The sequence below is a fragment of the Kribbella sp. NBC_00889 genome (assembly GCF_045207705.1).
GTDB lineage: Bacteria > Actinomycetota > Actinomycetes > Propionibacteriales > Kribbellaceae > Kribbella.
In genome coordinates this window covers 7,166,406-7,191,952 of the sequence record NZ_CP108783.1, presented here as the reverse complement: position 1 = coordinate 7,191,952, position 25,547 = coordinate 7,166,406, and the positions used below count along the sequence as shown (strand labels likewise).

General features: G+C 69.4%; 24 protein-coding genes and 1 tRNA gene. 10 read left to right on the top strand and 15 right to left on the bottom strand.

Annotated features, from left to right (window positions below; all coding sequences use genetic code 11):
• Positions 1–10 precede the first annotated feature (10 nt).
• From OG817_RS35130 to OG817_RS35115, 4 genes are all read left to right on the top strand, one after another.
• On the top strand, positions 11–1,312 hold the full coding sequence (locus OG817_RS35130) for a nucleotide sugar dehydrogenase (RefSeq protein WP_406049121.1): 1,302 nt from the start codon (positions 11–13) through the stop codon (positions 1,310–1,312).
• Positions 1,309–3,912 carry a glycosyltransferase family 4 protein gene (locus OG817_RS35125; RefSeq protein WP_406049120.1) on the top strand — a complete coding sequence of 868 codons (2,604 nt, stop codon included), beginning with the start codon at positions 1,309–1,311 and terminating at the stop codon, positions 3,910–3,912. The genes OG817_RS35130 and OG817_RS35125 overlap by 4 nt, the downstream gene beginning before the upstream one ends.
• Before the next feature lies 1 nt (position 3,913).
• A complete protein-coding gene (locus OG817_RS35120) occupies positions 3,914–5,098 on the top strand; it encodes a glycosyltransferase (RefSeq protein WP_406049119.1) in 1,185 nt (394 codons plus the stop codon).
• Between the two features lie 540 nt (positions 5,099–5,638).
• Positions 5,639–6,319 carry an SDR family NAD(P)-dependent oxidoreductase gene (locus OG817_RS35115; RefSeq protein WP_406049118.1) on the top strand — a complete coding sequence of 227 codons (681 nt, stop codon included), beginning with the start codon at positions 5,639–5,641 and terminating at the stop codon, positions 6,317–6,319.
• Here OG817_RS35115 and OG817_RS35110 read toward each other — a convergent pair.
• From OG817_RS35110 to lipB, 7 genes are all read right to left on the bottom strand, one after another.
• On the bottom strand, positions 6,276–7,169 hold the full coding sequence (locus tag OG817_RS35110) for a carbohydrate kinase family protein (protein ID WP_406049116.1): 894 nt from the start codon (positions 7,167–7,169) through the stop codon (positions 6,276–6,278). The two genes, OG817_RS35115 and OG817_RS35110, sit on opposite strands and share 44 nt — an antisense overlap.
• Positions 7,170–7,229: 60 nt before the next feature.
• Positions 7,230–7,859: a CoA transferase subunit B gene (locus OG817_RS35105; protein ID WP_131361416.1), complete on the bottom strand. Its 630-nt coding sequence runs from the start codon at positions 7,857–7,859 to the stop codon at positions 7,230–7,232.
• Between the two features lies 1 nt (position 7,860).
• The gene (locus tag OG817_RS35100; protein ID WP_396390963.1) at positions 7,861–8,649 is read right to left on the bottom strand and encodes a CoA transferase subunit A; all 789 of its coding nucleotides are present in this window, start codon (positions 8,647–8,649) and stop codon (positions 7,861–7,863) included.
• Between the two features lie 122 nt (positions 8,650–8,771).
• Positions 8,772–9,704 carry a tetratricopeptide repeat protein gene (locus tag OG817_RS35095; protein WP_406049114.1) on the bottom strand — a complete coding sequence of 311 codons (933 nt, stop codon included), beginning with the start codon at positions 9,702–9,704 and terminating at the stop codon, positions 8,772–8,774.
• A gap of 43 nt (positions 9,705–9,747) precedes the next feature.
• A complete protein-coding gene (locus OG817_RS35090; RefSeq protein ID WP_406049113.1) occupies positions 9,748–10,449 on the bottom strand; it encodes a carbohydrate-binding family 9-like protein in 702 nt (233 codons plus the stop codon).
• Positions 10,442–10,858, bottom strand: a complete 417-nt coding sequence (locus tag OG817_RS35085) for a hypothetical protein (protein WP_406049112.1) — start codon at positions 10,856–10,858, stop codon at positions 10,442–10,444. Before OG817_RS35085 ends, OG817_RS35090 begins: the two co-directional genes overlap by 8 nt.
• 299 nt (positions 10,859–11,157) lie before the next feature.
• Entirely contained in the window at positions 11,158–11,787 is a 630-nt protein-coding gene (lipB, locus tag OG817_RS35080; protein ID WP_406049110.1) for a lipoyl(octanoyl) transferase LipB, read from the bottom strand.
• A gap of 24 nt (positions 11,788–11,811) precedes the next feature.
• Here lipB and OG817_RS35075 point away from each other — a divergent pair, with 24 nt between their 5' ends.
• Complete coding sequence (locus OG817_RS35075) at positions 11,812–12,168, top strand: YciI family protein (protein WP_406049109.1); 357 nt, start codon at positions 11,812–11,814, stop codon at positions 12,166–12,168.
• 59 nt (positions 12,169–12,227) lie between these two features.
• On the opposite strand, the gene OG817_RS35070 is transcribed toward OG817_RS35075, so the two are convergent.
• Together OG817_RS35070 and OG817_RS35065 are read right to left on the bottom strand one after the other, a co-directional pair.
• Positions 12,228–12,304, bottom strand: a tRNA-Pro gene (locus tag OG817_RS35070).
• 9 nt (positions 12,305–12,313) lie between these two features.
• Positions 12,314–13,267 carry a metallophosphoesterase gene (locus tag OG817_RS35065; protein WP_406057580.1) on the bottom strand — a complete coding sequence of 318 codons (954 nt, stop codon included), beginning with the start codon at positions 13,265–13,267 and terminating at the stop codon, positions 12,314–12,316.
• A gap of 32 nt (positions 13,268–13,299) precedes the next feature.
• On the opposite strand from OG817_RS35065, the gene OG817_RS35060 reads away from it, so the two are divergent.
• On the top strand, positions 13,300–13,767 hold the full coding sequence (locus OG817_RS35060; protein WP_360442767.1) for a GatB/YqeY domain-containing protein: 468 nt from the start codon (positions 13,300–13,302) through the stop codon (positions 13,765–13,767).
• Between the two features lie 21 nt (positions 13,768–13,788).
• Here the strand turns inward: OG817_RS35060 and OG817_RS35055 are convergent, their stop codons facing one another.
• The 5 genes from OG817_RS35055 to OG817_RS35035 all read right to left on the bottom strand — a co-directional run bounded on the left by OG817_RS35055 (position 13,789) and on the right by OG817_RS35035 (position 22,523).
• Positions 13,789–16,200 (bottom strand): penicillin-binding protein, encoded by a 2,412-nt coding sequence (locus OG817_RS35055; RefSeq protein ID WP_406049108.1) that lies wholly within the window; start codon positions 16,198–16,200, stop codon positions 13,789–13,791.
• A 143-nt stretch (positions 16,201–16,343) separates the two neighbouring features.
• Positions 16,344–18,695 (bottom strand): endopeptidase La, encoded by a 2,352-nt coding sequence (gene lon / locus OG817_RS35050; protein WP_406049107.1) that lies wholly within the window; start codon positions 18,693–18,695, stop codon positions 16,344–16,346.
• Positions 18,696–18,832: 137 nt separating this feature from the next.
• Entirely contained in the window at positions 18,833–20,335 is a 1,503-nt protein-coding gene (locus tag OG817_RS35045; RefSeq protein WP_406049105.1) for a S8 family peptidase, read from the bottom strand.
• 116 nt (positions 20,336–20,451) lie between these two features.
• Entirely contained in the window at positions 20,452–21,576 is a 1,125-nt protein-coding gene (locus OG817_RS35040; protein WP_406049104.1) for an ArsA family ATPase, read from the bottom strand.
• Positions 21,573–22,523 carry an ArsA-related P-loop ATPase gene (locus tag OG817_RS35035; RefSeq protein ID WP_406049103.1) on the bottom strand — a complete coding sequence of 317 codons (951 nt, stop codon included), beginning with the start codon at positions 22,521–22,523 and terminating at the stop codon, positions 21,573–21,575. The genes OG817_RS35040 and OG817_RS35035 overlap by 4 nt, the downstream gene beginning before the upstream one ends.
• A 62-nt stretch (positions 22,524–22,585) precedes the next feature.
• On the opposite strand from OG817_RS35035, the gene OG817_RS35030 reads away from it, so the two are divergent.
• Genes OG817_RS35030 through OG817_RS35015 form a run of 4 tightly spaced genes read left to right on the top strand, consistent with a single transcriptional unit; the run spans position 22,586 to position 24,818 of the window.
• Positions 22,586–22,747 carry a DUF4177 domain-containing protein gene (locus tag OG817_RS35030; protein ID WP_165553378.1) on the top strand — a complete coding sequence of 54 codons (162 nt, stop codon included), beginning with the start codon at positions 22,586–22,588 and terminating at the stop codon, positions 22,745–22,747.
• On the top strand, positions 22,744–23,205 hold the full coding sequence (locus OG817_RS35025) for a RidA family protein (RefSeq protein WP_406049102.1): 462 nt from the start codon (positions 22,744–22,746) through the stop codon (positions 23,203–23,205). The genes OG817_RS35030 and OG817_RS35025 overlap by 4 nt, the downstream gene beginning before the upstream one ends.
• A 9-nt stretch (positions 23,206–23,214) precedes the next feature.
• A complete protein-coding gene (locus tag OG817_RS35020) occupies positions 23,215–24,045 on the top strand; it encodes an NUDIX hydrolase (RefSeq protein WP_406049101.1) in 831 nt (276 codons plus the stop codon).
• On the top strand, positions 24,042–24,818 hold the full coding sequence (locus OG817_RS35015) for an MBL fold metallo-hydrolase (protein ID WP_406049100.1): 777 nt from the start codon (positions 24,042–24,044) through the stop codon (positions 24,816–24,818). Before OG817_RS35020 ends, OG817_RS35015 begins: the two co-directional genes overlap by 4 nt.
• Here OG817_RS35015 and OG817_RS35010 read toward each other — a convergent pair.
• Entirely contained in the window at positions 24,815–25,492 is a 678-nt protein-coding gene (locus OG817_RS35010; protein ID WP_131361434.1) for a Crp/Fnr family transcriptional regulator, read from the bottom strand. The genes OG817_RS35015 and OG817_RS35010 overlap by 4 nt on opposite strands.
• Positions 25,493–25,547 lie beyond the last annotated feature (55 nt).

Here is a 25,547-nt window from a genome sequence, read left to right as displayed (position 1 = left end):
TGGAGTTCCTGTGCGTGTCAGTGTTGTTGCCTTAGGCAAGATCGGACTGCCGTTGGCGGTCCAGTTCGCGGCCAAGGGCCATCAGGTCGTCGGTGTCGACATCAACGAGAAGTTCGTCGAGCTGGTCAACGCCGGCCAAGAGCCGTTCCCGGGTGAGGCCCACCTGGCCGAGCTGCTGGCCGAGACCGTGGCCGACGGCCGCCTGCGGGCGACCACGGACTACGCCGACGCCATCCCGAACAGCGACGCCGTCGTCGTGGTCGTGCCGCTGTTCGTCGACGAGGAGACCGGCGAGCCGGAGTTCGGCTGGATGGAGAACGCCACCCGGTCGCTGGCCGAGCACCTCAGCCCCGGCACCCTGGTCAGCTACGAGACCACCCTGCCGGTCGGCACCACCCGCAACCGGTGGAAGCCGATGATCGAGGAGATCTCCGGTCTCACCGAGGGCCAGGACTTCCACCTGGTGTTCTCTCCGGAGCGGGTGCTGACCGGCCGCGTCTTCGCGGACCTGCGCAAGTACCCGAAGTTGATCGGCGGCCTGTCCGAGGAGGGCGCCAAGCGCGCCACCGCGTTCTACGAGGCCGTGCTGGACTTCGACGACCGTCCGGACCTCGAGCGCGGCAACGGCGTCTGGGACCTGGGGTCGGCCGAGGCGGCCGAGCTGGCGAAGCTGGCCGAGACCACCTACCGCGACGTCAACATCGGCCTGGCGAACCAGTTCGCCCGGTTCGCCGGCCAGAACGGCATCGACGTCCACCAGGTGATCGAGGCGTCGAACTCGCAGCCCTACAGCCACATCCACCGGCCCGGTATCGCGGTCGGCGGCCACTGCATCCCGGTCTATCCGCGGCTGTACCTGTGGACCGACCCGGAGGCCACGGTGGTCCGGGCCGCCCGCGAGGCGAACCTCGGAATGCCGGAGTACACCGTCGGCCTGCTCGAGGGCGCGTACGGCGACCTGACCGGAGCCAAGGTGGTCGTGCTCGGTGCGGCGTACCGTGGCGGTGTGAAGGAGACGGCGTTCTCCGGGGTCTTCCCGGCCGTGGAGGCGCTGAAGTCCCGTGGTGCGGAGGTATCCGTGCACGACCCGCTGTACACCGACGAGGAGCTGCAGCAGCTCGGCTTCACGCCGTACGCGCTGGGCACGCCGGTGGACGCGGCGGTGCTGCAGGCCGACCACCCGGAGTACGCGCAGCTGACCCCAGCCGAGCTGCCGGGCGTCAAGGTGCTCGTCGACGGTCGTGACCGCACCGACCCGGCCCGGTGGGCGGGCGTGCGCCGGCTTGTGATCGGAAGGTCGGTCAGCCAGTGACACATGCCGACCTGCGGGTCGTGATGATCGTCGCCAACGACGTCACCAACGACAGCCGGGTCCGCAAGGAGGCCGCAGCGCTGGCCGAGACCGGAGCAGAGGTGACTGTGCTCGGTGTCTCGGCCAGCGGCCTGCCGTCGAGGGAGATGCTCGACGGCGCGCTGATCGTCCGGGTGGCGGTTCCCTTCAGTCTGCGCGAGGAACGCAAGCGCAGCCGCAAGGCCCGCCGGGACTGGCGGCCGCCGTTCGCCGGCTACCGGTACCAGGGCACGTACGTCGCCCGCGACCAGCGGATCGACGCCGGGCTGCAGGAGCTCAAGGCGGACTCCGGGCATGCCATCGCCGCGGCCAAGGCGGGCAAGGGCAATCCGATCAAGTACAAGCTCGGCGTCGGCGGCCGGCTGCTGCGCCGCTCGCGGTGGCAGGCGGCGCGGAAGGCGACCTGGGTCCGCAAGGGCGTCGGGAACAAGGTCGACGTGCCGTTCAAGTTCGGCTGGCGCGCGTACGACGGCGTGATCCACCGGATGCCCTGGCCGGCACCGTGGCGCAAGCTGCACCCCGAGGCGCTGGACCTGGAGCTCGCGTTCGGTGACCTGATCGACCGGCTCGAGCCCGATGTGGTGCACGCGCACGACATGCACGTGATCGGCGTCGCCGCTCGTGCCGCCGGCCGGGCGAATCTCCGCGGCAAGGACCTGAAGGTCGTCTACGACGCGCACGAGTACGTGGCCGGGCTGTCGCAGTACGGCGCCCGGACCCGCCGCTCGATCGCGGCCTGGGCGAACCACGAGGCGGAGTACATCAATGCAGTGGACCGGGTGGTCACGGTCAGCCCGGCGATCGCGCGCACGCTGACGAAGGATCACCACCTCGACCGCGAGCCGACGGTGATCATGAACACGCCGAACCCGGCGGACGTGTCGGTCGAGGTGTCCGACATCCGCAGCCGGATCGGTCTGGCGTCCCAGGTGCCGCTGCTGGTCTACAGCGGCGGCGTCACCCGGGCCCGTGGCATCCACACCGCCGTCCAGGCCCTGGTGGACCTGCCGGACGTGCACCTGGCCATCGTGTGTGTGCCCGGTGTCGCGACCGACGCGGTCAAGGAGTTGCAGACCCAGGCCGCGGACCTCGGCGTCGAGGACCGGTTGCACTGCCTCGATCCGGTCGAGCCGGAAGAGGTGGTCGCGTTCCTGCGCACCGCCGACGTCGGCCTGATCCCGATCCTGCGGTACCCGAGCCACGAGATGGCGCTGCCGAACAAGCTGTTCGAGTACGCCTTTGCCGGGCTGCCGGTGGTGGTCAGCGACATGCCGAGCATGAAGGAGTTCGTCGACCGGACCCGGATCGGCGAGGTGTTCGTCGCGGCGGACGCGCACGACCTGGCGTCGAAGGTGCGGATGGTCCTCGGTGACCTGGACAGCTACCGCGAGAAAGTGGCGGATCCGGGGTACCAGCAGGAGGTCTCCTGGGCCGGGCAGGCCGACAAGCTCCGCGGCCTGTACGGCGAACTCGTGGGCCGCACGCTGGAGCGGGTCCAGCCCGGTGATCGGGTCGAGAAGAAGCAGAGGCGTCTGCTGATCGGTCCGGTCAACAGTGCCGGTCAGGCCTGGCTGTGGGCGACCGCGCTCGAGCGTGAGGTGCCGGGGCTCGTCGCCGAGTCCCTCACCACGGGCAGCGGCGCGTTCGACTTCCGGGTGCACCGCACCGGGTCGTACCGGCAGTACCGGTCCGATCTGCGGTGGCAGCTGGAGCTCACGGCGTACGTGCTGCGCGAGATCACCCACGTGCTGCTCGAGGCCGGTCGGCCGATGTTCGGGCAGCAGCGCGGGCAGATGTTCAACATCGACATCCCGATCCTGGAGCAGGCCGGCATCAAGCACGGCCTGATCTTCCACGGGTCGGAGATTCGTGACCCGTCGCTGCACCGGGCCAAGTACCAGTACTCGCCGTTCCGCGACCCGGACGACGAGCTGAGCCAGCGGCTGCAGTCGGCGAACGACCTGCTGCGGACTCAGCTGGATGTCTACGAGGGTCCGGTGTACGTCACCACTCCGGACCTGCTGGAGTTCGTCGACAACAGCATCTGGCTGCCGTTGGCCGTCGACGTCGACGAGTTCGCGTCGACCCAGCCGGTGCTGGACCGGGAGGTGCCGGTGGTGCTGCACGCGCCGTCGGCCAGTGCGCTGAAGGGATCGGCGTACGTCGACCCGGTGCTCACCGATCTGGATGCGCGGGGCCTGATCAAGTACCAGCGGGTCCAGGGTCTGCCGCACTCCGAGCTCGCCGAGATGGTGCGCAGCGCGGACATCGTGGTCGACCAGCTGCTGCTCGGGTCGTACGGCGTCTTCGCCTGCGAGGCGATGGCGGCCGGCCGGGTCACCGTCGGGCATGTGGCGGACCCGGTCCGCGACCTGCTGCCGACCGGCCTGCCGATCGTCGAGGCCAACCCGGACGACCTGTCCGAGGTGATCGAGCGGCTGATCTCCGAGCGCGACCCGGCCCGCAAGGTCGCCGACGCCGCGCCGGAGTACGTCCGCGAGCTGCACGACGGCCGCAGGTCGGTCGAGGTGCTGCGGCCCTTCATCACCGGCGAGAGGTGACATGCGGGTTCTGATGATCGCGCAGTCCCCGATCGCCGGCGACTCGCGCATCCTGCGGGAGGCGACCGCGCTGGCCGGCGCGGGGCACACGATCCACATCATCGGCCGCGACGTACCCAATGCCTGGCTGGAAGAACAACACAGCGAGGTCGGGCCGGGCGTCACGGTCGAGTCAGTCTCCCGCTCGGCCGGACTGCGGGCCGGCAACGGCGGCCTCGCGGTCGGCCACGGCCGGAACGGGCCGAAGGTCCTGGTCCAGCGGTTCGGCCGGTGGTTGCTGCTGCCGGAGCACCGCAATCGGACCGAGAGGCAGTGGCGTACCGCCGCGGCCCCGCGAGTGGCCGCGGCGGGTCCGTTCGAGGTCGTGCACGCGCACGACTTCAACACCCTCGAGCTCGCCGCCGAGTGCGCCGGGAAGTGGTCGGCCAAGCTGGTGTACGACACACATGAGCTGTGGTTCGATCGCGCGTTGCCCGGGCGGCCGACGCCGTTGTGGCGGGCGCGGAGGCGGAAGCTCGAGGTTTCCCTTGCTGGTAAGGCGTCCTTCGTCATCACCGTGTCGGACGGGATCGCAGCCCGGTTGCGCGAACGTGGGTTGAGCGACGTCCGCGTCGTACGGAACACCTTCCCGCGGGCGGACGACGTACCGCCGCCGTCGGACGCGCCGGAGGGTTTGCTGTACGCCGGTCGCATCGGTGCAGGTCGTGATCTGCCGACCGTGGTGGCTGCCGCGCGTCAGTTGGCGCCGTTCCGGACCGTGCTGATGGGGTCGGTGGATCCCAACTACCGCCTGGATCTCGGGCCGGTGGAGACCGTGGCGGAACGCTCGATCGACGAGGTCGACGACACGCTCCGGTCGTACGGCATCTCGCTGGTCACCCTCACCAACACCTGCGAGAACCACCGCCTCGCCCTGCCGAACAAGCTCTTCCACGCGGTCCGGGCGGGTGTTCCCGTGGTAGCCGCCGACCTCCCCGAAATGCGCGCCGTGGTCACGGCCCACAAACTCGGCACCCTCTACGAACCGGGCAATCCGGCCTCCCTCACCACCGCCGTCCGCGCCTTGATCGAGAACTACGCGACGTACGCCGACGGAGTCCGCACAGCAGCCGCAGACCTCAACTGGGAGTCCGACTCCGCCCACCTGGTCGAGGCGTACGCCGAGCTCGCCAGCCGCCGAGGCTGACCACGAACGCGTCGGCGTCGCTTCCCGAGCACGCCCTCCGTCGCACGCCCCGCCGCCGCCCGCTCTGGTGGGTTGACCCACGAGCGTGTGGGTTGGCCAGCCGTGTGCGCTTGGCCAACCCGGGCTGAGGTGGGTTGACCCACGAGCGTGTGGGTTGGCCAGCCGTGTGCGCTTGGCCAACCCGGGCTGAGGTGGGTTGACCCACGAGCGTGTGGGTTGGCCAGCCGTGTGCGCTTGGCCAACCCGGGCTGAGGTGGGTTGACCCACGAGCGTGTGCGGGTCGGGATGGGGGCAAGCGAGCGGATCGGGCCCAACTCGACGTCTGCTCGTCGACGATCGACAGTCCGGAGCAGGCCGAGGACGCCGTCGAGAACGCGCGCCCGGCGAGCCGGGGCGCCGTCTTCGCCGCCGTCGGTCCCATCGGAGGCTCAGCCCGTCGCCTGTACTCCGCCTGGAACACGGCGGTTCGGGGGACGACGCGCAACCTGAGCGTTGTGGGCGGTTGACCTCCAGTCGGCTTGAGGTGGTTGCATCCGGCGCATGACTTTCACCGGACAGCACGTTCTCGTCACCGGAGCCGGCCGCGACACCGGCCGGAAGCTCGCTCTCGCTTTCGCGGCGGCCGGGGCTGAGGTACTCGCCACCGCCCGGACCAAGGCCGCGGCGGACGAGACCGTCGACCTGATCCGCGCCGCCGGTGGTACGGCGACCTCCGCCGTACTCGACCTCGCCGACCTGACGTCGATCGATGCGCTCCGCATCGATCGTCTCGACATCCTGGTGAACAGCGGTGCCCGCTACCTGGGCGCAGTCGCGAACCCGGCCGACATCGCCGACACGATCGCCGGGGTGGCGACCGGGACCGTGCTGCTCACCGAGCGGATGCTGCCGCTGCTGCGAGCCTCCGAACGCCCGGACATCGTCAACCTGGTCTCCGCCACGGGGGAGCCCGGACAGCATCGCTCGGCCGCCCACGCGGCGTACTACGCCGCGAAACACGCCCAGGCCGGGTACGCCGAGATCCTGTCCGAGCGGTTGCGGCCCGAGGGGATCCGGGTGATCTCGTTGTTCCCACCGGATTTCGTCCAGGACGGACCCCGGGAGACCGGCGCCACCCTGACCGCGCAATCAGTGGTCGACTGCGTGATGTTCGCGGTTGCTCAGCCGCGCGACTGTTTCATCCGAGCGCTCCACTTCGAGCAGCTAGCTCCTCGGCCGTGATCAGATCCGTGTGGGTGCCGCGGGAGCCGCAGGCCCAGGCGCCCGCGATCGATCCGGCGACGGCGGCGTCGTGCCAGCCGACGCCGTCGAGCCAGCGGGCCAGGAACGCTGCGACGTAGGCGTCGCCGGCGCCGTTGGTGTCGACGACGGGCCGGTCGGGGAGCTCGACCGCCGGGACGTGCTGTGGCGGCCTGTCGGTGAAGTGCAGGTAGCTGCCGTCGGCCCCGGCCATCGCGACCACGAGCCGGGCGCGGCCCTTGGCGAGGATCCAGTCCACCGCGTCCAGGGTGAGCGCGCTGGTCGAGACGAAGACGATGTCCGCGGCGGTGGCGAAATCCTTGTGGTAGTCGTTGCGGCCGTCCCAGTCGTGCAGGTCGGTCGAGATCGAGCAGCCCCAGGCGAGCGCGTCCGGCAGCGCCTGCCGGGCGAAGTCCATGATCGACACGTGGACGTGCTCGGCCTGGGCGCAGCTCGTCCGCCACAGGTCCGGGTCGACCTGCAGTCCAGCCGGGTGCCGTCCGTCGTACAGCGCCAGGCGCCGGCCGTCGGGGGTGACCAGGTTGACCGAACGCCGGGTGCCGCTGGGGTGGAACGCGACGTGCAGTGGCAGCCGGAGGTCGTCGTACAGCTTGCGGATCCGGTAGCCCTCTTCGTCGTCCCCGATCACGTCCGCGAGCCCGGTCCGCAGCCCGAGCAGGTGGCATCCGAGCGCGACGCCGTGACCGGTGTGGCCGACGTACGTCTCGACCGGCTCGACGTGGATCGTCTCCACGTCGTCCAGGGGCAGCCCGGGCACGCGAACGATCGTGTCGATCCCGACCCCGCCGATCACAAACACATCCAGCTCCACCCGTCCCGTATACCCGACTTTCGCCCACGATCACAGGTGTCTTTCAGGAGCTGAACACACTCATTGCTTGATCGGCGCGCCGGTCTTGGCCTGGAGTTCGTCGAAGGTGACGCCGTCGGCGAGCTCGACCAGCCGCAGACCGTCCTCGGTGATGTCCAGTACGGCGAGGTCGGTGATGATCCGATTGACCACGCCACGCCCGGTGTAGGGCAGGTCGCACTCCTCGAGGATCTTGTGCGAGCCGTCCTTGGCGACGTGTTCCATCAGCACGATCACCTTCTTGGCGCCGTGCACCAGGTCCATCGCACCGCCCATGCCCTTGACCATCTTGCCGGGGATCATCCAGTTGGACAGGTCGCCCTTGGCCGAGACCTGCATGGCGCCCAGGATGGCCGCGTCGATCGCACCGCCGCGGATCATCCCGAACGACAGCGACGAGTCGAAGAACGAGGCGCCCGGCAGCGTCGTCACGGTCTCCTTGCCGGCGTTGATCAGGTCCGGGTCCTCGTCGCCCTCGACCGGGTACGGGCCGACGCCGAGGATGCCGTTCTCGCTCTGCAGGACGACGGTGACGCCGTCCGGGATGTAGTTCGGGACCAGCGTCGGCAGGCCGATGCCGAGGTTCACGTACGAGCCGTCCTCGAGCTCGGAGGCGGCGCGGGCGGCCATCTGCTCACGGGTGAGTGGCATCTCAGGCCTCCAGCTTCTCGCGCGCGGCCTCGTACGCCTCGCGGGGTTGGACGGTGCGCTTCTCGATCCGCTTCTCGATGTTCTTGCCGACCGCAACTACCCGCTGGACGTAGACACCGGGCAGATGGATCTCGTCCGGGTCCAGCTCACCAGGCTGGACCAGCTCCTCGACAGAGGCGATGGTGACCCGGCCGGCCATCGCGGCCAGCGGGTTGAAGTTGCGCGCGCTGCGGTCGAAGACCAGGTTGCCGTGGGTGTCGCCCTTCAGCGCGTGCACCAGCCCGAAGTCGGTGGTGATCGAGTCCTCCAGCACGTACGTCGTACCGTCGATCTCGCGGGTCTCCTTCGGCTCCGAGGCCTTCGCGACCGAGCCGTCGGGGTTGTACTTCTGCGGCAGACCGCCGTCGGCGACCTGGGTGCCGACCCCGGCCAGGGTGAAGAACGCGGCGATGCCGCAGCCACCGGCCCGCAGCTTCTCGGCCAGGGTGCCCTGCGGGGTCAGCTCGACCTCGAGCTCACCGGTCAGGAACTGCCGGGCGAACTCCTTGTTCTCCCCGACGTACGACGATGTCATCTTGGCGATCCGCTTGTCCGCGAGCAGGATGCCCAGACCCCAGTCGTCCACGCCGCAGTTGTTCGAGACCACGCTGAGCCCGCTCACCCCCTTGTCGTGCAGGGCGGTGATCAGCTCCATCGGGTTGCCGCACAGCCCGAAGCCGCCGACCGCGAGGCTCGCGCCGTCGCCGATGTCGTCGACCGCGGCCTGCGGTGAGTCGTACGTCTTGTCCATCAGGCTGCTCCGTTGCATGTCTGAGCTGGGTCGTTCCCGACTCTAACCAGCAGGGGACGACTCCCGCGATGTGGCCGCGACCACAGATGTGCCGCCGTACCACCCGGACATGTGGTCGGGTGCTATGCGGATGCCTCGGAGGCGTTCAGTACGGCGAGCTCGTGCACCGCCTCGAAGTGGGCGTCCTCCAGCTCCGGGAACAGGAGCACGGCCGAGAGGTGGGTTCGGGCGGCCGGTAGGTTGCCGCACAGACGCTCGGTGCGGGCCAGGCCTATGCGGGCCGCGGCGGCGGTCTCGGGGAGGTCTGCACGCTCACTGACGTCCAGAGCCTGGCTGTAGTCGTCCCGCGCGTCTTCCAGCTTGCCGAGCCGTCGATAGAGGTCGCCGCGCTGACACAGCAGTACGCCGACCTCCTCGTCCAAGCCGAGCTGCTCCGCAAGAGCCAGAGACTCGGTGGTCAGGTCCAGAGGCTCGTCCACGGTCTGCCGGAGCGCGCCGACCGCCAGGAACATCCCCCAAGCGTCGTCGAGCATCCGGAACCGCCCGAGCGCCGTCCGCAGCGCCTGAGCCGCCTCATCCGGAGTCTCCGCCGTCAGGCCCGGATACCCACGGCAGAGCTCGACGGCGGCCCGCGCCCAGGCGTCACCGCCCTCGTTTCGCTCCAGCACCTCTTCGACCAGCTTGGCCGACTCGAACGGTCCGAAGACCAGTGACCACAGCAGGACGGTCACGGAGTACCGGAAGGGTCCGGTCGTCGCCGCCACAATCTGCTGAGCCAGCTCCAACTGCTCCTGCTCGGCCGACGCAGCACCGTGCAGCACAGCCAGCAGGTACTCCTCGTCCAGCCCGACCGGCACGCTGCGTCCGAGCATGCTGAGCACCCGCTCCGCGGCCGCGGCGGCCTCGTCCTGGAGCCCGCGCGACCACCAGTAGGCCGAGTACCGGGCGACCAGCCGGAGGGCGGTGCGCAGGTCGCTCTCGCAAGCGCGCTCGATCGCGCTGACGACCTGGTCCGCCTCAAGGCTGTGCAGACCGCCTGAGCCCCCTGAGTTCACGTACGTGATTGTCCCTCGCGGGTGGTAACCCCACGTCACCGGGTCAGAAGCGCAGTACTCCCCAGTGCGCCGGGAGGTGCATGTCCTCGACGTACTGCGGTGACCAGACCCAGAACTCCAGGTCGGTTCCCTTCACGTACGCCCCGTCGACCACCTCGTGCGGCCACTGGCAGCGCATCAGGTTCATCCGCCACTCGTCGCCCGCGTTCGGCGGGGTCGCCCGGCCGGCGTTGTACCACGCCAGGTCGGCCCACGGTACGGCGAGCTCCACCGACCACCCGGTGTCGGTGTCGGACGGGTCGTTGACCGTGCCGTCGACGTGGATCGCGGTGCGCAGGCCGGGCAGGTTCGTCGGGTCCACCGGTACGCCGCCGTCGACGTACGGCTTCGGCAGGGTCAGCTCCCAGATCGTGCCGAGCGGGTTGATCTCGAACTCGTAGTAGTTCTGCCCGTCGCCGTCCGGGTCGAGGAACAGTTCGAAGTTGTTCTCGTGGAAGAGCTTGGTGTTCTTCTCCCGCATCGTCGACCACACGTGCGGCTCCTCGAGCAGCCCGCCGACGTACAGGCACTCGTCGTCGTACATCAGCTTGGCCCGGGACTGGTAGCGCGGCGCCGGGCCGGATCCGGTGATCGGCACGAAGTCGGTGGTCCACGGCGCGACGTCCCAGGCGGGATCGGTCAGGGTGCCGTCGAGTTTCGGCGCGGCCGGCGTCCGCGGGCAGTCGTAGACGGGCAGGTCAGGCATCAGCACGCTCCAGCAGTCGGGCGACGAGATTGGCGAGCAGGAAGGTGATCGTGGTGAGTGCCGGAACGATGGCCAGTGTCCACGGCGACGACAGGTTCCCGGACTGGAACGCGATCACGAGGATCAGCATGAACGCGACCCCGAGGAAGGCGATCAGCCGGGCATGCGGCAGTGCGAGCCGGCTGAGGGCGAGACCGCCGAGGACGATGGTCACCACCACGATCAGCACCAGCAGCGGGAAGCCCAGCGGGCCGCAGTTCGTGGTGTCGCGGAACCGTTCGCAGCCGCGCTCACTCAGCCACACCAGCCCGACGGTCGCGAACCCGCACAGCAGCCCGACGACCGCCACGATCAGCAGCGGCGGCAACGGCGGGGCGTCGTACCGGTCCTCGTCGTCTTCGGAGCTCATTGCGGCAGGTTATCGGGATCACCCACCCCCAGGGAGTAGGCCATCGCTGGCCGATCCCTGTGCGAGCCGCCGGCCGCGCGGCGCCTGCTCCTGGCAGACCGGGGCCTCGTTGGCTGGTTATTGGCTCGATAGCGGGTTGTTAACCGCCAGCCGTCAAATAACCCGCCATCGACCGCCGGGCTGTACCCCCGGCCATCGACCGCTGGGCTGCGGGCCTGCCATCTGCTCGGGTGCATTCCGCTGCAACCGGTACGCCGTACGCAGCCGCGATCCGCGCGGCACCGTCCACCTGACCGTCTTCAGGCGGCGCCGAGGGACTTGGCGATCGCATCCCGCACCTCGGCGTCGGTCGGCGTGGGTACGCCGCGCTCGGCCGCGAGCTCTGCCAGGGAGACCATCGTGACGTCGTGCAGCCCGCAACTCGTGAATGTGTGAAAGACGTTCATGGCGGGATCCACATTGACCGAGAACCCGTGGCTGGTCACACCCCGGCGGATCCGCATCCCGATCGAACAGAGCTTGCGGTGGTCCTCGGTCCACACGCCGACCAGGCTGCTCGCGCCCTTCGGCGTCTCCCGCCGTACCAGCGGGAACCCGAGCGAGCCGAGCGCCTCGATCAGCCCGTTCTCGAGCCAGCGCACGATGTCCACCGGCCCACGCTGGTTGAGGTCGATCACCAGGTACCCGACCAGTTGCCCGGGCCCGTGGTACGTCGCGAAGCCGCCGCGATCGACCGCCACCGACGGGATCGCGGCCGCCTCCGCGGGCAGGTCGTCCAGCGACGTCCGCGGTCCGTAGGTGATCACCGGCGGATGGCTGAGCAGGAACAACCTGTCGTCCGCCGTACCCTCCACCCGCTCCTCGACCCAGTCGCGCATCTCCTTCGCGGCGACCTCGTAGTCCACTTCGCCCAGATCCACTCGCTGCATGTCTTTCAGCGTACGTTTCGACGTATGGGATTCGACCGCTACACCGTGACCCTGCTGACGTTGCGACCGGACGCGCCGCTGATGACGGACGACGAGGCGGCTGCCCTGCAGGACCGGCACCTCGCGCACGGCGCCGATCTGCAGGAGCGCGGGCTGATCCTGGCCCGCGGGCCGCTGACCGACCAGGACGACGAGCGCTACCGCGGCTTCTCGATCTGGTCGGTGGACGCTGCCACCGCCCGCGCGCACGTGGAAGCCGATCCCGCGGTGCTGGCCGGCCGGCTGGCGGTCGACGTCATGACCTGGATGATGCCTGCCGGCAACCTGCAGTTCGTCAAGGTGCGGCCGCCCCGGTCGATCGCCGAAGCATCGGAAGACTGACAACGGAAAGAGTGCCCCTCAAACGCGAAGAGGCCCCTCTACGAGGGACCTCTTCCACGTGGTCGGGCTGACAGGATTTGAACCTGCGACCTCTTCGTCCCGAACGAAGCGCGCTACCAAGCTGCGCCACAGCCCGAAGTCGCCGTTAGCTTACATGCGCCGACCGTGGGGACGAAATCGGGTTTATCCGCGGCACCAGAGTCAGCAGCGTCGCCTCCGGCCGGCATGCGAATCGGATCGGCGCGTACGGCGACGTACCCAGCCCGGCGGACACGTGCAGCGCCGCCTGACGGCCGCCGGAGCCCCATGTGGACAGGCCCTTCACCCGCGACGTGTCCAGATCGCAGTTGGTCACCAGCGCGCCGTACAGCGGCACCGCCAGTTGTCCGCCGTGGGTGTGGCCGGCCAGCACCAGCGGATAACCGTCGCTGACGAACCCGTTCAGCACGCGCTGGTACGGCGCGTGCGTGACGCCGATGGACAGGTCGGCCGTCGGGTCCACCTCGCCCGCGACCTCGTCGTATCGGTCGCGCTTGATGTGCGGGTCGTCGGTGCCGGCGAAGTCCAGCCGCAGGCCGTTGACCTTGAGCGTCGCCCTCGCATTGTTCAGGTCGGTCCAGCCGGCGCCGGTGAACGCACGCCGCATCTCCTCGTACGGGAGGTCCGGGCCGTGTGGCTTGTGCCGCTGCTTGTGCGCGGGCAGCAGGTACTTCCCCGGGTTCTTGAAGTGCGGCTTCCAGTAGTCGTTGGAACCGAACACGAACACCCCGGGTACGTCGAGCAGGTCGCCGTACGCCCGGAGCAGCGGTCGCACCGCGGCCTCATGAGAGATGTTGTCGCCGGTGTTCACGATCAGGTCGGGCTCGAGCGCCGCCAGGTCGTTGACCCAGTTGATCTTGCGCTCCTGGGCCGGCATCAGGTGCAGGTCGGACAGGTGCAGCACCTTCAGCGGCTCCGAGCCCTCGGGGAGCACCGGGACTGTGACCCTGCGCAGTGTGAACCAGCGCACCTCGACGGCGGCCGCGTACGCGACGCAGGCCGCTCCCACGGCGCCGACGACCGCCGTGGCCTTGAGGGTGGTGGTGGCAAGCCCGCGCAAACTCATTCCACCAGCCTGCCACAATGCTGGTCATGTCCAACTCCGGTATGAAGCAGCGCCTGCACGACGACATGACCGCCGCCCTGAAGGCGCGCGACGAGATCCGCAAGTCGACCCTGCGGATGGCGCTCACGGCGATCACCAAGGCGGAGGTGGCCGGCAAGGAGGCCCGGGAGCTGTCCGACGCCGAGGTCGTCGACGTCCTGAGCTCGGAGGCGAAGAAGCGCCGCGAGTCGGTGGTCGCGTACCGCGAGGCCGGTCGCGCCGAGCTCGCCGACAAGGAACAGGCCGAGGCGGACATCCTGGCCGAGTACCTGCCGGAGCAGCTCAGCCAGGAGGAGATCGTTGCCCTGGTCACCGAGGCTGTCGCCGCCACCGGCGCGGCCGAGCTCGGCCCGCGCGGCATCGGCAAGGTCATGGGTGCCCTGCAGCCCAAGGTCAAGGGCAAGGCCGACGGCGCCGTCGTCTCCGCCGAGGTGAAGCGCCAGCTCGGCGCCTGAGCACGCCGTCGGCGCTAGGGCCTAGCCGGGACCGCGGCCTCCGCCGCCGCAGTTCGGGTACTTCGGGTTCCACGGCGGGCAGTTGGGGTCGATCGTGATCGGGCCGCCGGGGGGTTTGGTCGTGTTCGGGGGTTTCTGAGTGTTCTCGGGCTCGTTCTTCTTGCTGCCGTTGGAGACGAAGATCGTCACCTTCGAGCCCTCCGGCGCGCCGTCGCGCTGCCGCGGGTCGGTGTAGGCGACGGTGCCCGCGGTCTCCTCGGAGTTGACCGTGCCGGAGGCGATCTCGACATCGAAGCCGGCCTGACGCAGCTTGTTCGCGGCGTCGTCCGGGTTCATGCCGTTCACGAACGGCAGGTCCTTCACGTTCCCGCGCATGGTCTTGTCCGACGGCTTGGTGAAGTGGGTCGTCGGGAGGCCCTGGAGCGCGCCCTGCAGGGCGGTCTCCCACAGCGGACCCGCGGTCCCTGAGCCGGAGGCCTCATGGATGTCCGTGCCGTCCAGCGTCTGGCCGACCAGCCGCTTGTACGGCGGCGACGCGTCGGCCACGACGGCGGCGGAGGCGAGCTTGGACGAGTAACCGGCGTACCAGACGGCCTTGGCGTCCTGGATCGTTCCGGTCTTGCCGGCCAGATCGCTCCGGCCGAACTTCAGGTGCTGGCCGGTCCCACCCGGCTCCATCACCATGTGCAGCACCTCGTTGACGCCGTCGGCGACCTCCGGGGCCAGCACCTGCTTGCAGTCCGCGCCGGGCGTGCTGATCGCCTTGCCGGACGCGTCCTTCGCCGAGGTGACCAGCCACGGCTTGCAGTACATGCCCCGCGCCGCGAAGGCGGCGTACGCGTTCGACAGCTGCAGCGGGGTCACATAGCCGACGCCCAGTGTCATCGACGGGTACTGCCCGAGCGGGTTACCCGACTGGGCGTCGTACATGCCGAGCTTCGACGCGATGGTCGCGATCGGGCACAGTCCGACCTGCTGGGACAGCTGCAGGAAGTAGGTGTTGGTCGACCTCTGCGCCGCCTGGATCATGGTCGGATCCGCCACGTTCGTGGTCGAGTTGCCCGGGGTGTACCCCTGCTCGGCGGTGACGTGTCCGGTGCAGGTGGTCCACTTCTTGCCGCCCAGCGGGAGGCTGTTGGGCGAGTTGATCTTGTAGGTGAGCGGGAAGCCCTTCTGGATCGCGGCCGCGATCGTGAAGGCCTTCATCGTCGAACCGTTCTGGAAGCCGCCGTACCCGCCGGCGTAGGACTTCTCGACGTTGTAGTTGTACGACGTCTGGCCCTTCTTGTTGCCGTACGGCTTGCTCTGCACCATCGCCTTCACCAGCCCGGTGCCGGGCTCGACGATGGTGATCGCGGCGATCGCCTGGTCACCCTTCTTGGTGTGCTGGTCGATCGACTTCTGCGCGGCCTTCTGCATCTTCGGGTCCAGCGAGGTGCGGATGGTGAGACCGGCGGTCTTCAGGTAGTTCGCCGCGGTGGTCCGGTCCTTGCCGAAGGCCTTGTTGTCCTCGAGCTGGGAGACGACGTACTCGCAGTAGAACGGGTACGGGCCGTTCGCGCAGCCGAGCTTGTTCGGCCGGACCTTGGCCGGGTTGATCACCGGGGTCCTCAGCGCCGCGTTCGCCTGGGCGAGCGAGATCACCTTCAGCTCGAGCATCCGGCGCAGTACGACGTCGCGGCGGTCCTTGGCGCGCTTCATGTCGTTCGTCGGGTCGTAGCCGGTCGGGTTCTTCACCAGGCCGGCCAGCAGCGCGGCCTGCGGCAGGGTCAGTTGGGAGGCGTGCACAGAGAAGTAGTGCAGCGAGGCGGCCTCGATGCCCCAGGCACCATCGCCGAAGTTCGCGAGGTTGAGGTACTTCTCCAGGATCTCGTTCTTCGAGTACTGCTTCTCGACCGCGACCGCGTACCGCAGTTCGGCGACCTTGCGCTGGTACGTGTCGGCCGTGGCGGCCGCGACCTCCGCGGGCGTGTTCGCCTTCTCGACCAGGCTGATCTTCACGTACTGCTGGGTGATGCTGGAGCCACCCTGCTGGACCGTGCCCTCGGACTGGTTCTGCAGCAGCGCGCGTAGGGTGCCCTTGGCGTCCAGCGCCCCGTGCTCGTAGAACCGGTCGTCCTCGATCGCGACGATCGCCTTCTGCATGATCGGCGCGACCTGGTCGAGCGAGATCGGCACCCGGTTCTGCTCGGCCAGCGTGGCGATCAGCGAACCGTCGGCGGCCAGGATGGTGCTCTTCTGCTTCAGCGGGACCTCGTCGAACTGCTGAGGCAGGTCCTCCAGGGTCTGTGAGGTCTTCTCGGTGGTGAATCCGGCCAGGCCGGCGAACGGGATGGCAAGACCGGCGGCCAAGGCCCCCGACAGCACGCTCACCCCGAGGAACAGAACCACAGATTGGACGACTCCCCGGTCGCCCTTTTCCCTGACGCGCATGGATATAGAGACTACGGGATCGCCTGGTTGGGTTACCTGGGCGATTGTGAGTTCCATCACGCCCTGCGGGCGTGTCGGAAAGGGTTTCATCCAAAAGGAGGAGGGCCCGAGCGAAGCGCTCGGGCCCTCCGGTCGTACGTCGGTCAGGCGGCGTACTGGTGTGCGTCCACCTGGGCCGGTTCGAGGGCCAGGTCGAGCACCTCGCGGACGTCGCTGACCGGGTGGACGGTCAGCTCCGCGAGCACGGACTCCGGCACGTCTTCCAGGTCCGGCTCGTTCCGCTTCGGGATCAGGATCGTGGTCAGCCCGGCCCGGTGCGCGGCGAGCAGCTTCTGCTTCACCCCACCGATCGGGAGGACCCGTCCGGTCAGTGACACCTCGCCGGTCATCGCGACCTCCGAGCGGACCGGCCGCCCGGACAGCAGCGACGCCAGTGCGGTCGTCATCGTGACACCCGCCGACGGTCCGTCCTTCGGGACGGCACCGGCCGGGACGTGGATGTGGGCGTTCCGCTCGGCCAGGTCGCCGACCGGCAGCCCCAGCTCCGCGCCGTGCGAGCGCAGGTACGACAGGGCGATCTGCGCCGACTCCTTCATCACGTCACCGAGCTGTCCGGTCAGCGTGACTCCGGTCGGGCCGGTCTCCTTGTCGGCCAGCGACGCCTCCACGAAGAGCACGTCACCGCCCGCACCGGTCACCGCCAGCCCGGTAGCCACACCCGGAAGCGCCGTACGCTCGACGGACTCCGGAGTGAACTTCGGCGAACCCAGGTAGCTCTTCAGGTCGCCGGCGCCGATGGTCAGCGCACCAGTGTCCTCGCCGAGCGCCATCCGAGCCGTCACCTTGCGCAGGACCCGGGAGATCCCACGCTCCAGCTGCCGTACGCCGGCCTCACGGGTGTACTCGCCGGCCAGCAGTCGCAGCGCCGAGTCCTCGATGGTCACCTCGTCCGCCGTCAGGCCCGCCCGCTCCAGCTGACGCGGGAGCAGGTGGTCACGGGCGATGACGACCTTCTCGTCCTCGGTGTACCCGTCCAGCTGCACCAGTTCCATCCGGTCCAGCAGCGGCGCCGGGATGGAGTCCAGCACGTTCGCCGTGGCCAGGAAGACCACGTCGGACAGGTCCAGCTCGACCTCCAGGTAGTGGTCCCGGAAGGTGTGGTTCTGCGCCGGGTCGAGGACCTCCAGCAGAGCGGCCGTCGGGTCACCCCGGTAGTCCGCACCCACCTTGTCGATCTCGTCCAGCAGCACCACCGGGTTCATCGACCCGGCCTCGGTGATGGCCCGGACGATCCGGCCCGGCAGCGCACCGACGTACGTCCGCCGGTGACCGCGGATCTCGGCCTCGTCCCGTACGCCGCCCAGCGCGACCCGGACGAACTTGCGGCCCATCGCCCGCGCCACGGACTCACCCAGCGAGGTCTTACCCACACCAGGCGGACCGACCAGGGCCAGTACGGCGCCACTGCGGCGTCCACCGACCACACCGAGGCCGCGGTCCGCGCGGCGGCGCCGTACGGCCAGGTACTCGGTGATGCGCTCCTTGACGTCGTCCAGACCGGAGTGGTCCGCGTCCAGCACGGCCCGCGCGTCGCGGATGTCGTAGCTGTCCTCGGTCCGCTCGTTCCACGGCAGTTCGAGAACGGTGTCCAGCCAGGTGCGGATCCAGCCGACCTCGGGGGACTGCTCCGCGGTCCGCTCCAGCTTGTCGACCTCGGCGAGCGCGGCCTTGCGCACGTGCTCCGGCAGGTCGGCAGCCTCGACGCGGGCCCGGTAGTCCTCTTCCTCGGACTCGGCCTTGCCGTCCAGCTCGGCCAGTTCCTTGCGGATCGCGGCCATCTGCTGGCGCAGCAGGAACTCCCGCTGCTGCTTCTCCATGCCCTCCTGGACGTCCTTCTGGATCGTCTCGGAGACCTCGAGCTCGGCGAGGTGGTCCTTCACCCAGCCGATCAGCTTCTCCAGCCGCTCGGAGACCTTCGCGTTCTCCACCAGCCAGGACTTCTGCTCGTTGGTCAGGTACGACGCGTAGCCGGCCAGGTCGGACAGCTCCGCGGGATCGTTCACCTGCTTCACGGAGTCGATGACCTGGTAGGCGCCGCGACGCTGCAGCACCGAGGTCATCAGGGTCTTGTACTCGCGGGCGAGCTCGGCCGACCTGGAGTCGGTGATCTCGTGCAGCTCGGTTGCGCCTACCCACAGCGCGGCACCCGGACCGGTGGTCCCGGCGCCGATCAGGACCCGCGAGGTCCCGCGGATCACGGCCGCCTGGGCACCGCCCGGCAGCCGGCCGATCTGCTCGATCTCACCGAGCGTCCCGGCCTTGGCATATTTCCCGTCCAGCCGCGGTACCAGCAGCACCTGGTCCTGGCCAGAGGCCTGCGCGGCGTCGATCGCCGCCCGTGCCTCCGGGTCGGCCAGTCGGACCGGCACGACCATCCCCGGCAGGACCACGACGTCGTCCAGCGGCAGAACAGGAAGATTCAACGTATCGGTCACGCTGTCACACCCTTACGAAAGATTGAGTCTGACAGGCTCAACCATTGCCCCCACCAGGTCATTCCCGGTGGGGGCGGCGTTCGCTCACGGTGAACCAGGCCTGGCGGCAGAACGGGACCGTCAGACCCGGAACGTGATCAGCTGACGACGTTGAGTGCGTTCACCAGCCCGGCGCCGTAGAAGCCGGACCCGGTGGCGCCGCCCTCACAGACGGCCTTGTACGTGCCCTGACCGTCAGGGTCGTCGATCCCACCCGGCGGACACGGCAGCATCTCCGCCGCGCGGACGGCGGCAGTGAAGAGTTGCTGCCCAGACACCTCGGGGTGCTTGCTCTTCACCAGAGCGAGAACGCCCGCGACGTGCGGAGTGGACATCGAGGTGCCCTGCATGTAGCCGTACCCGTCCAGCACGGTCGACAGCACCCGGCCGTCCGCGTCCGGCGTCTGCGGGATCTGGAAGAGCCGGTCGCCACCCGGGGCGGTGATGTCGGCCTTACCCGTTCCGTAGTTCGAGTTGTAGTAGCGGTCCTTGAATGCTCCCACCGAGCTGACGCCGTTCACGCCAGTGGCCTCGGCCGGGAAGATCTTGCAGTTGCTGCCGGTGATCCGCACCTGCGCAGGGCCGTTGGTCGGGCTGAAGGAGTCGACGACGTTGTGCGCCAGGTCCCAGTTGTCGTTGCCCAGCGAGGCGACCGCGACGACCGACTTGCCGTTCGCGTAGCTGATCGCCCGCTGCATCACGGCGGAGACGGCCTTCTGATCGGGATCGGTGGCGCACCACCGCAGCCACGGGTCCACCGCGAACGACGCGGTGGCGATGTCCACGCCGTGGTCCGCGGCCCAGACATATCCGCAGACCGCGAACTCGGGGTAGATGAAGCCGTCCGCGTCGCCGACCTTGATCGACGCGACCCGCACGTTCGGTGCGACCCCTGCCACGCCGATCCCGTTCTTGGCGGCCGCGACGATGCCGGCCACGTGCGTCCCGTGGCCGAAGTCGTCGGTCCACGCGGCCTCGGACGTGTCCGGCACGCCTTCGTTCGCGCAGCCGGCCGAGGCGGCCCGGTCGATGTTCGGCGCGAGGTCCGGGTGGGTCGCCTGGATTCCGCTGTCGAGGACGCCGACCAGGACGCTGTGACTGCCCGGGTTGACCTCGTTGGCCTGGTCGGCGTGGATCAGCTTCATGTTCCACTGGTTCGCGGCCAGTGGCTCACCCGCCGACGTCGACCGACCGGCGCGGTTCAGCGGGATCTGAGTAGGTACCCGCTGGAACTGACCGCCGGTGGTCCGTTTGGCGTCGGCGAGGTCGTTGAGCGCGCGGGTCGCACCGGCGCCGGCGACGCCGGGCGCCTGCCGGACCTTGATCGCGAAGTCGGCCTGCGGTGATCGTGCGAACACCACACCGATCTGCGGCCAGCGTTGACCGATGGTCCCGCCGTTGGCGGTGATCGCGGTCTCGGCTGCGGTCAGGGGAGCGCCGGGCGGGACGAGCACGGTGAAGTGCGCGCCGCCGGCAGCCACAGCGCTGGTAGCCGGCGTCGATGGTTGCGCGGCGCCGGCTGTCGTCGTACTCACGATGCTGACGGCTGTCAGCGTCGCGGCGGCCAGGAGCCGTCGCGAGGTTGGGCGAAGTACTGACATGTTCGGGTGAACCTCCACAGGGTTGGGGAATGGCGCCGCGGAGGTCAGGTTAAGGACCGTCCGGTGCCACTCGGGCCGCCTGTGCAGGAGCGTGCAGAAGCTTGACAGCCGCAGCCTCAAACGGCTGTGAGAAGGTCGCCGATGAGGCGCAGGCCGGTGAGGTCGTGGACGTCGTCGGCCAGGGCCGGGACCTCCACCGTCGGGATCGCGCGGTGACCGCGGCGGAACCGATCGGCCCGCTTGTGGTCCCCGACGACCTGCTGCATCCTGTCGGCGTGCAACCGCAGTACGGCGGCGGTCAGCGGCGACTTGTCCGCCTCCTCCAGTCGCTCCGCCGCGCCCAGTGACCGCTCGGCCGACAGATCCGGCACGTGGGTGTTGGTCACGCGGTTCAGGACCACGCCGGCCAGCGGCATGCTCTCCTCGCGCAACCGCTCGGTGAAGTACGACGCCTCCCGCAGCGCGTCGTTCTGTGGAGCGGCGACCACCAGGAACGCCGTGTGCGGCTCACGCAGCAGCGCCACGGTCCGCTCGGCCCGCTGCCGAAAGCCGCCGAACAACGTGTCGAACGCCGCAACGAACGTCTGTACGTCGGTCAGCACCTGCGCACCGAGCACCTTGTTCAGCACCGACATGGCCATGTTCACCCCGGCCGACATCAGCCGGAACGGCCCGCGGGCAGGTGCCAGCAGCAACCGCAGGAACCGTCCCTCCAGCAGCGAGGCCAACCGCTCCGGTGCGTCCAGGAAGTCGAGCGCCGACCGCGACGGCGGGGTGTCGACGACGATCAGGTCCCAGTCGCCGGACTGCTCCGCCTGCTTGTGCAACTGGCCGAGCTTCTCCATCGCCATGTATTCCTGCGTCCCCGCGAACGACGACGACAGTGCGACGTAGAAGGGATTCGCGAGGATCTGCTCGGCCTTCTCCGGCGTTGCGTGGGCGATCACGACCTCGTCGAAGGTCCGCTTCATGTCCAGCATCATCGCGTCCAGCCGGCCACCGTTCGCCGGATGGACGCCGGCCACCTCGCGGGGGGTGTTGTCCAGTTCGGTCAGCCCGAGCGACTGCGCCAGCCGCCGGGCCGGGTCGATCGTCAGTACGACGACCTTCCGCCCGCGTTCCGCGGCCCGCAACCCCAGCGCCGCGGCCGTGGTCGTCTTGCCGACCCCACCGGCGCCGCAGGTGACCACGATGCGCGTCCCCGGGTCGTCGATCAATGCGTCCAGATCCAGGTCGGTCACGCGCGAAACTCCTCGGCCAGATCGATCAGGGTGCCGTTATCGATTCCCTCCGGCTGCAGTGCCAGCTCGGTCACCTGCTTGCCGAGGGCATCTATTCGGTCGCGGTTCTCGCGTTCCAGCCCGATCCGGACGGCGTGATCGTGCGCCTCCGCGATCAGGGTGTCCACCAGCCCTTTGCTCACGGCGACACCGGCGGCGCGCAGCCCTCGGGAGATCTCGGCGGCGGGCAGTTTCTCCTTCACCGCAAGGGCGATCGACTCGTCGTCGAGCGGGCTGTTGCGGACCATGTTCACGACGATCGAACCGATCCGCAGGTCCAGCTCCTCCAGGTGCTCGACCGCGTCCAGCGTCTCCTGGACCGGCATCTCCTCCAGCAACGTGACCAGGTGGATCCGGGTCACGTCCGAGCGCAGCATGCCCATGATCGCGTCCGCCTGGTTGCGGACCGGCCCGACCTTGGCCAGATCCGCGACCTCGTGGTTCACGTTCAGGAACCGTGCGATCCGCCCGGTCGGCGGTGCGTCCAGTACGACGGCGTCGTACGCGAGCCGCCCGTGCGCCTTCCGCCGGGTCGCTTCGTAGACCTTGCCGGTCAGCAGTACGTCGCGCAGGCCCGGGGCGATCGTGGTGACGAAGTCGATCGCGCCCACCTTGTCGAGCGCCTTCCCGGCCCGGCCCAGGTGGTAGTACATGTCCAGGTACTCCAGCAGCGCGGCCTCGGCGTCGACGGCCAGCGCGAACACCTCGCCGCCGCCCGGACCTTGCGCGATCCGGGTCTCGACGTACGGCAGTGGCGGGATGTCGAAGAGCTGGGCAAGCCCTTGCCTGCCTTCCACCTCGACCAGCAGGATCCGCTTGCCCTGCTCGGCCAGCGCGAGTGCCATGGCAGCCGCAACGGTCGTCTTCCCGGTGCCGCCCTTGCCGGTCACCACGTGCAGCCTCGCCATGGTCTCCAGGGTAGGACGTGGGCCACACCACACTCGCTGCGGCGCCCGTTAGAGTCCACCTCATGAAGAAGTTCGAGTACTTCACCGCACCGCTGCTGGTTCACTCGACCAAGGAGATCCTGGACAACTTCGGCCAGGACGGCTGGGAGCTGGTCCAGGTCGTCCCTGGCCTGAACCCGGAGAACCTGGTCGCCTACTTCAAGCGGGAGATCGAGGACAAATGAGCCACCCCGAGGAGAAGCTGACCGAGCTCGGCCTCAAGCTGCCCGACGTGGCCAAGCCGGTGGCGGCGTACGTACCGGCCGTTCGGACCGGCAACCTCGTCTACACGTCCGGCCAGCTGCCGTTGCGCGACGGCACCCTGATCGCCACCGGCAAGGTCGGCGGCGAGGTGAGCGCCGAGATCGCCAGTGACTGCGCCCAGCAGTGTGCGCTGAACGCGCTGGCCGCGATCAAGGCGCAGATCGGTGACCTGGCCACCGTGGCCCGCGTCGTCAAGGTGGTCGCCTTCATCGCCTCGACGCCCGACTTCACCGGTCAGCCGCAGGTCGCCAACGGTGCGTCCGAGCTCATCGGCCAGGTCTTCGGCGAGGCCGGCCAGCACGCGCGGAGCGCCGTCGGCGTACCCGTGCTGCCGCTGGACGCGCCGGTCGAGGTCGAGCTGATCGTCGAGGTCGCCTGACGGCTCGGCATGGTCCGCGATCTGGATTCCGAACCGCTGTCCGGACGGATGGCGGAGGCTGCCCTCGCCTACGTTCGTGAGGCCCGTACGCCGGTCGACCCGCGGCCGGCGTCGACGGTGATCCTGCTGCGCGACACTGCCGCCGGACCGGAGGTCTACCTCCTCCGGCGGCAGCAGTCGATGGCGTTCGCGGCCGGGATGACCGTGTTCCCCGGCGGGCGGGTCGATCCGACCGACTCGACCGTCGCCGACTCGTGGTCCGGGCCGCCGCCGGCGTGGTTCGCGGCCCGGATGAGGTGCTCGGCCGAAGCCGCGGCTGCCTTTGTCGCGGCCGCCGTACGCGAGACGTTCGAGGAGTCCGGCGTACTGCTGGCGGGGCCCTCGAGTGAATCGGTCGTCGACGACACCACCGGCGACGACTGGGAGGCCGACCGGGTCGCGCTGGAGTCGCGCGAGCTGGGGTTCGCCGACTTCCTGCATCGGCGCGGGCTGGTGCTGCGGGCCGATCTGCTCGGCGCGTGGGCGCACTGGATCACCCCCGAGTTCGAACCACGGCGGTACGACACCCGATTCTTCGTCGCTGCGCTGCCGGCCGGCCAGATCACCCGGGACGTGACGAGCGAGTCCGACCAGGTCGCCTGGATGCGCCCGGCCGACGCCGTTGCCGCGGTGCACGCGGGTGAGCTGCTGATGCTGCCGCCGACGTACGTCTGCTGCCGCGACCTCACGCCGTACGACGATGTCGCGACGATCCTGGCCGCGGCAGGTGACCGCGAGATCCGGCCGGTGCTGCCCGCCGTACGGGTCGAGGGCGACCAGGCCTATTTGGAGACCACATGACTGTCGAGCAGGTGACGCCGTACGCCGCCCGCGTACTGGCCGCGAACCCGGGGCCGATGACGCTGGACGGCACCAACACGTGGATCCTGCGAGCGCCTGACGCGGATCGGTCCGTCGTGGTCGATCCCGGTCCGCTGCTGGAGCAGCACCTGCAGGCCGTGCTCGATGCCGCCGGCGACGTGGCCGTCGTACTGCTCACGCACAAGCACCCGGACCACTCAGAGGGCGCGGCCTGGTTCGCCAACCGTGCGAACTGCGCGGTCCGCTCGGTCGACCCCGCGTTCCGCATCCCCACTGATCACGCTCACGGCCTCGCCGAGGGGGACGTGATCACCGCCGGCGACCTCCGCATCGAGGTCCTCCCGACGCCCGGCCACACGCTCGACTCGGTCTGCTTCTGGCTCCCGCAGCACGGCTCGCTCCTCACCGGAGACACCGTTCTGGGCCGCGGCACCTCCGTCGTAGCCCACCCAGACGGTGCCCTAGGCCCCTATCTCGAGTCCCTCGAGCGCCTCCGAGCCTTTGCCAACTCCCCAGCCGGCGTAGACCGCCTCCTCCCCGGCCACGGCCCCGTCATCGACGACCCAACCGCCGTCCTCACCTATTACCTGAACCACCGCCACGAACGCCTGGCCCAGGTCCGCGCAGCAATAGCCGCAGGCCACACCACCCCAGAAGCAGTCGTCGAGCACGTCTACACCGACGTCGACCGCAGCCTGTGGCCCGCAGCCGAGAGATCGGTCCGGGCCCAGCTGGACTACCTGAACGGTTAGCGGGCTCGGCGTTGGAGGCGGTCTACGTCGAGCAGTACGACGGAACGTGGCTCCAGGCGGACCCAGCCTCGGGAGGCGAAGTCGGCGAGGGCCTTGTTGACGGTCTCGCGGGAGGCGCCGACGAGTTGGGCCAGCTCCTCCTGGGTGAGGTCGTGGTGGACGTGTACGCCGTCGTCGGCGGTGCGGCCGAAGCGGCTGGCCAGGTCGAGGAGGGCCTTCGCGACCCGGCCCGGCACGTCGGAGAACACCAGGTCGGCGACCACGTCGGAGACCTTGCGCAGCCGGGAGGCGAGCTGGAGCAGCAGGCCGCGGGCTACCTCGGGGCGGCCGGCCAGCCAGCGCAGCAGTTCGTCGTGGGTCAGGGACATCAGTGAGGCGTCAGTGACCGCGGTGACCGTGGCGGAGCGCGGTCCCGGGTCGAACAGGGACAGCTCGCCGAACATCTGACCCGGGCCGAGGACCGCGATCAGGTTCTCCCGGCCGTCGGCCGAGGTCCGGCCCAGCTTGACCTTGCCCTCGACGACCACGAACAGCCGATCACCGGAGTCGCCCTCGTGGAACAGCACCTGGCCGCGGCGCAGCCGGTTCTCGGTCATCGAGGCGGCCAGGGCGTCGGCCGCCTCGTCGTCGAGCTGACTGAACAGCGGTGCCTGTCGGAGCACTGCGGCATCCACTTTGGGCCTCCTAGGACCTTCGACCACGACTTACGGGTGGGGGTTCGACCCCTCC

Excerpts from the sequence above, each read along its gene's own strand:
- OG817_RS35120 (WP_406049119.1), top strand. The coding sequence starts at position 3,914 with ATGCGGGTTCTGATGATCGCGCAGTCCCCGATCGCCGGCGACTCGCGC.
- OG817_RS35115 (WP_406049118.1), top strand. The coding sequence starts at position 5,639 with ATGACTTTCACCGGACAGCACGTTCTCGTCACCGGAGCCGGCCGCGAC.
- OG817_RS35105 (WP_131361416.1), bottom strand. The coding sequence starts at position 7,859 with ATGCCACTCACCCGTGAGCAGATGGCCGCCCGCGCCGCCTCCGAGCTC.
- OG817_RS35100 (WP_396390963.1), bottom strand. The coding sequence starts at position 8,649 with ATGGACAAGACGTACGACTCACCGCAGGCCGCGGTCGACGACATCGGC.
- OG817_RS35090 (WP_406049113.1), bottom strand. The coding sequence starts at position 10,449 with ATGCCTGACCTGCCCGTCTACGACTGCCCGCGGACGCCGGCCGCGCCG.
- OG817_RS35085 (WP_406049112.1), bottom strand. The coding sequence starts at position 10,858 with ATGAGCTCCGAAGACGACGAGGACCGGTACGACGCCCCGCCGTTGCCG.
- lipB (WP_406049110.1), bottom strand. The coding sequence starts at position 11,787 with ATGCAGCGAGTGGATCTGGGCGAAGTGGACTACGAGGTCGCCGCGAAG.
- OG817_RS35075 (WP_406049109.1), top strand. The coding sequence starts at position 11,812 with ATGGGATTCGACCGCTACACCGTGACCCTGCTGACGTTGCGACCGGAC.
- OG817_RS35060 (WP_360442767.1), top strand. The coding sequence starts at position 13,300 with ATGTCCAACTCCGGTATGAAGCAGCGCCTGCACGACGACATGACCGCC.
- OG817_RS35055 (WP_406049108.1), bottom strand. The coding sequence starts at position 16,200 with ATGCGCGTCAGGGAAAAGGGCGACCGGGGAGTCGTCCAATCTGTGGTT.
- OG817_RS35045 (WP_406049105.1), bottom strand. The coding sequence starts at position 20,335 with ATGTCAGTACTTCGCCCAACCTCGCGACGGCTCCTGGCCGCCGCGACG.
- OG817_RS35035 (WP_406049103.1), bottom strand. The coding sequence starts at position 22,523 with ATGGCGAGGCTGCACGTGGTGACCGGCAAGGGCGGCACCGGGAAGACG.
- OG817_RS35030 (WP_165553378.1), top strand. The coding sequence starts at position 22,586 with ATGAAGAAGTTCGAGTACTTCACCGCACCGCTGCTGGTTCACTCGACC.
- OG817_RS35025 (WP_406049102.1), top strand. The coding sequence starts at position 22,744 with ATGAGCCACCCCGAGGAGAAGCTGACCGAGCTCGGCCTCAAGCTGCCC.
- OG817_RS35020 (WP_406049101.1), top strand. The coding sequence starts at position 23,215 with ATGGTCCGCGATCTGGATTCCGAACCGCTGTCCGGACGGATGGCGGAG.
- OG817_RS35015 (WP_406049100.1), top strand. The coding sequence starts at position 24,042 with ATGACTGTCGAGCAGGTGACGCCGTACGCCGCCCGCGTACTGGCCGCG.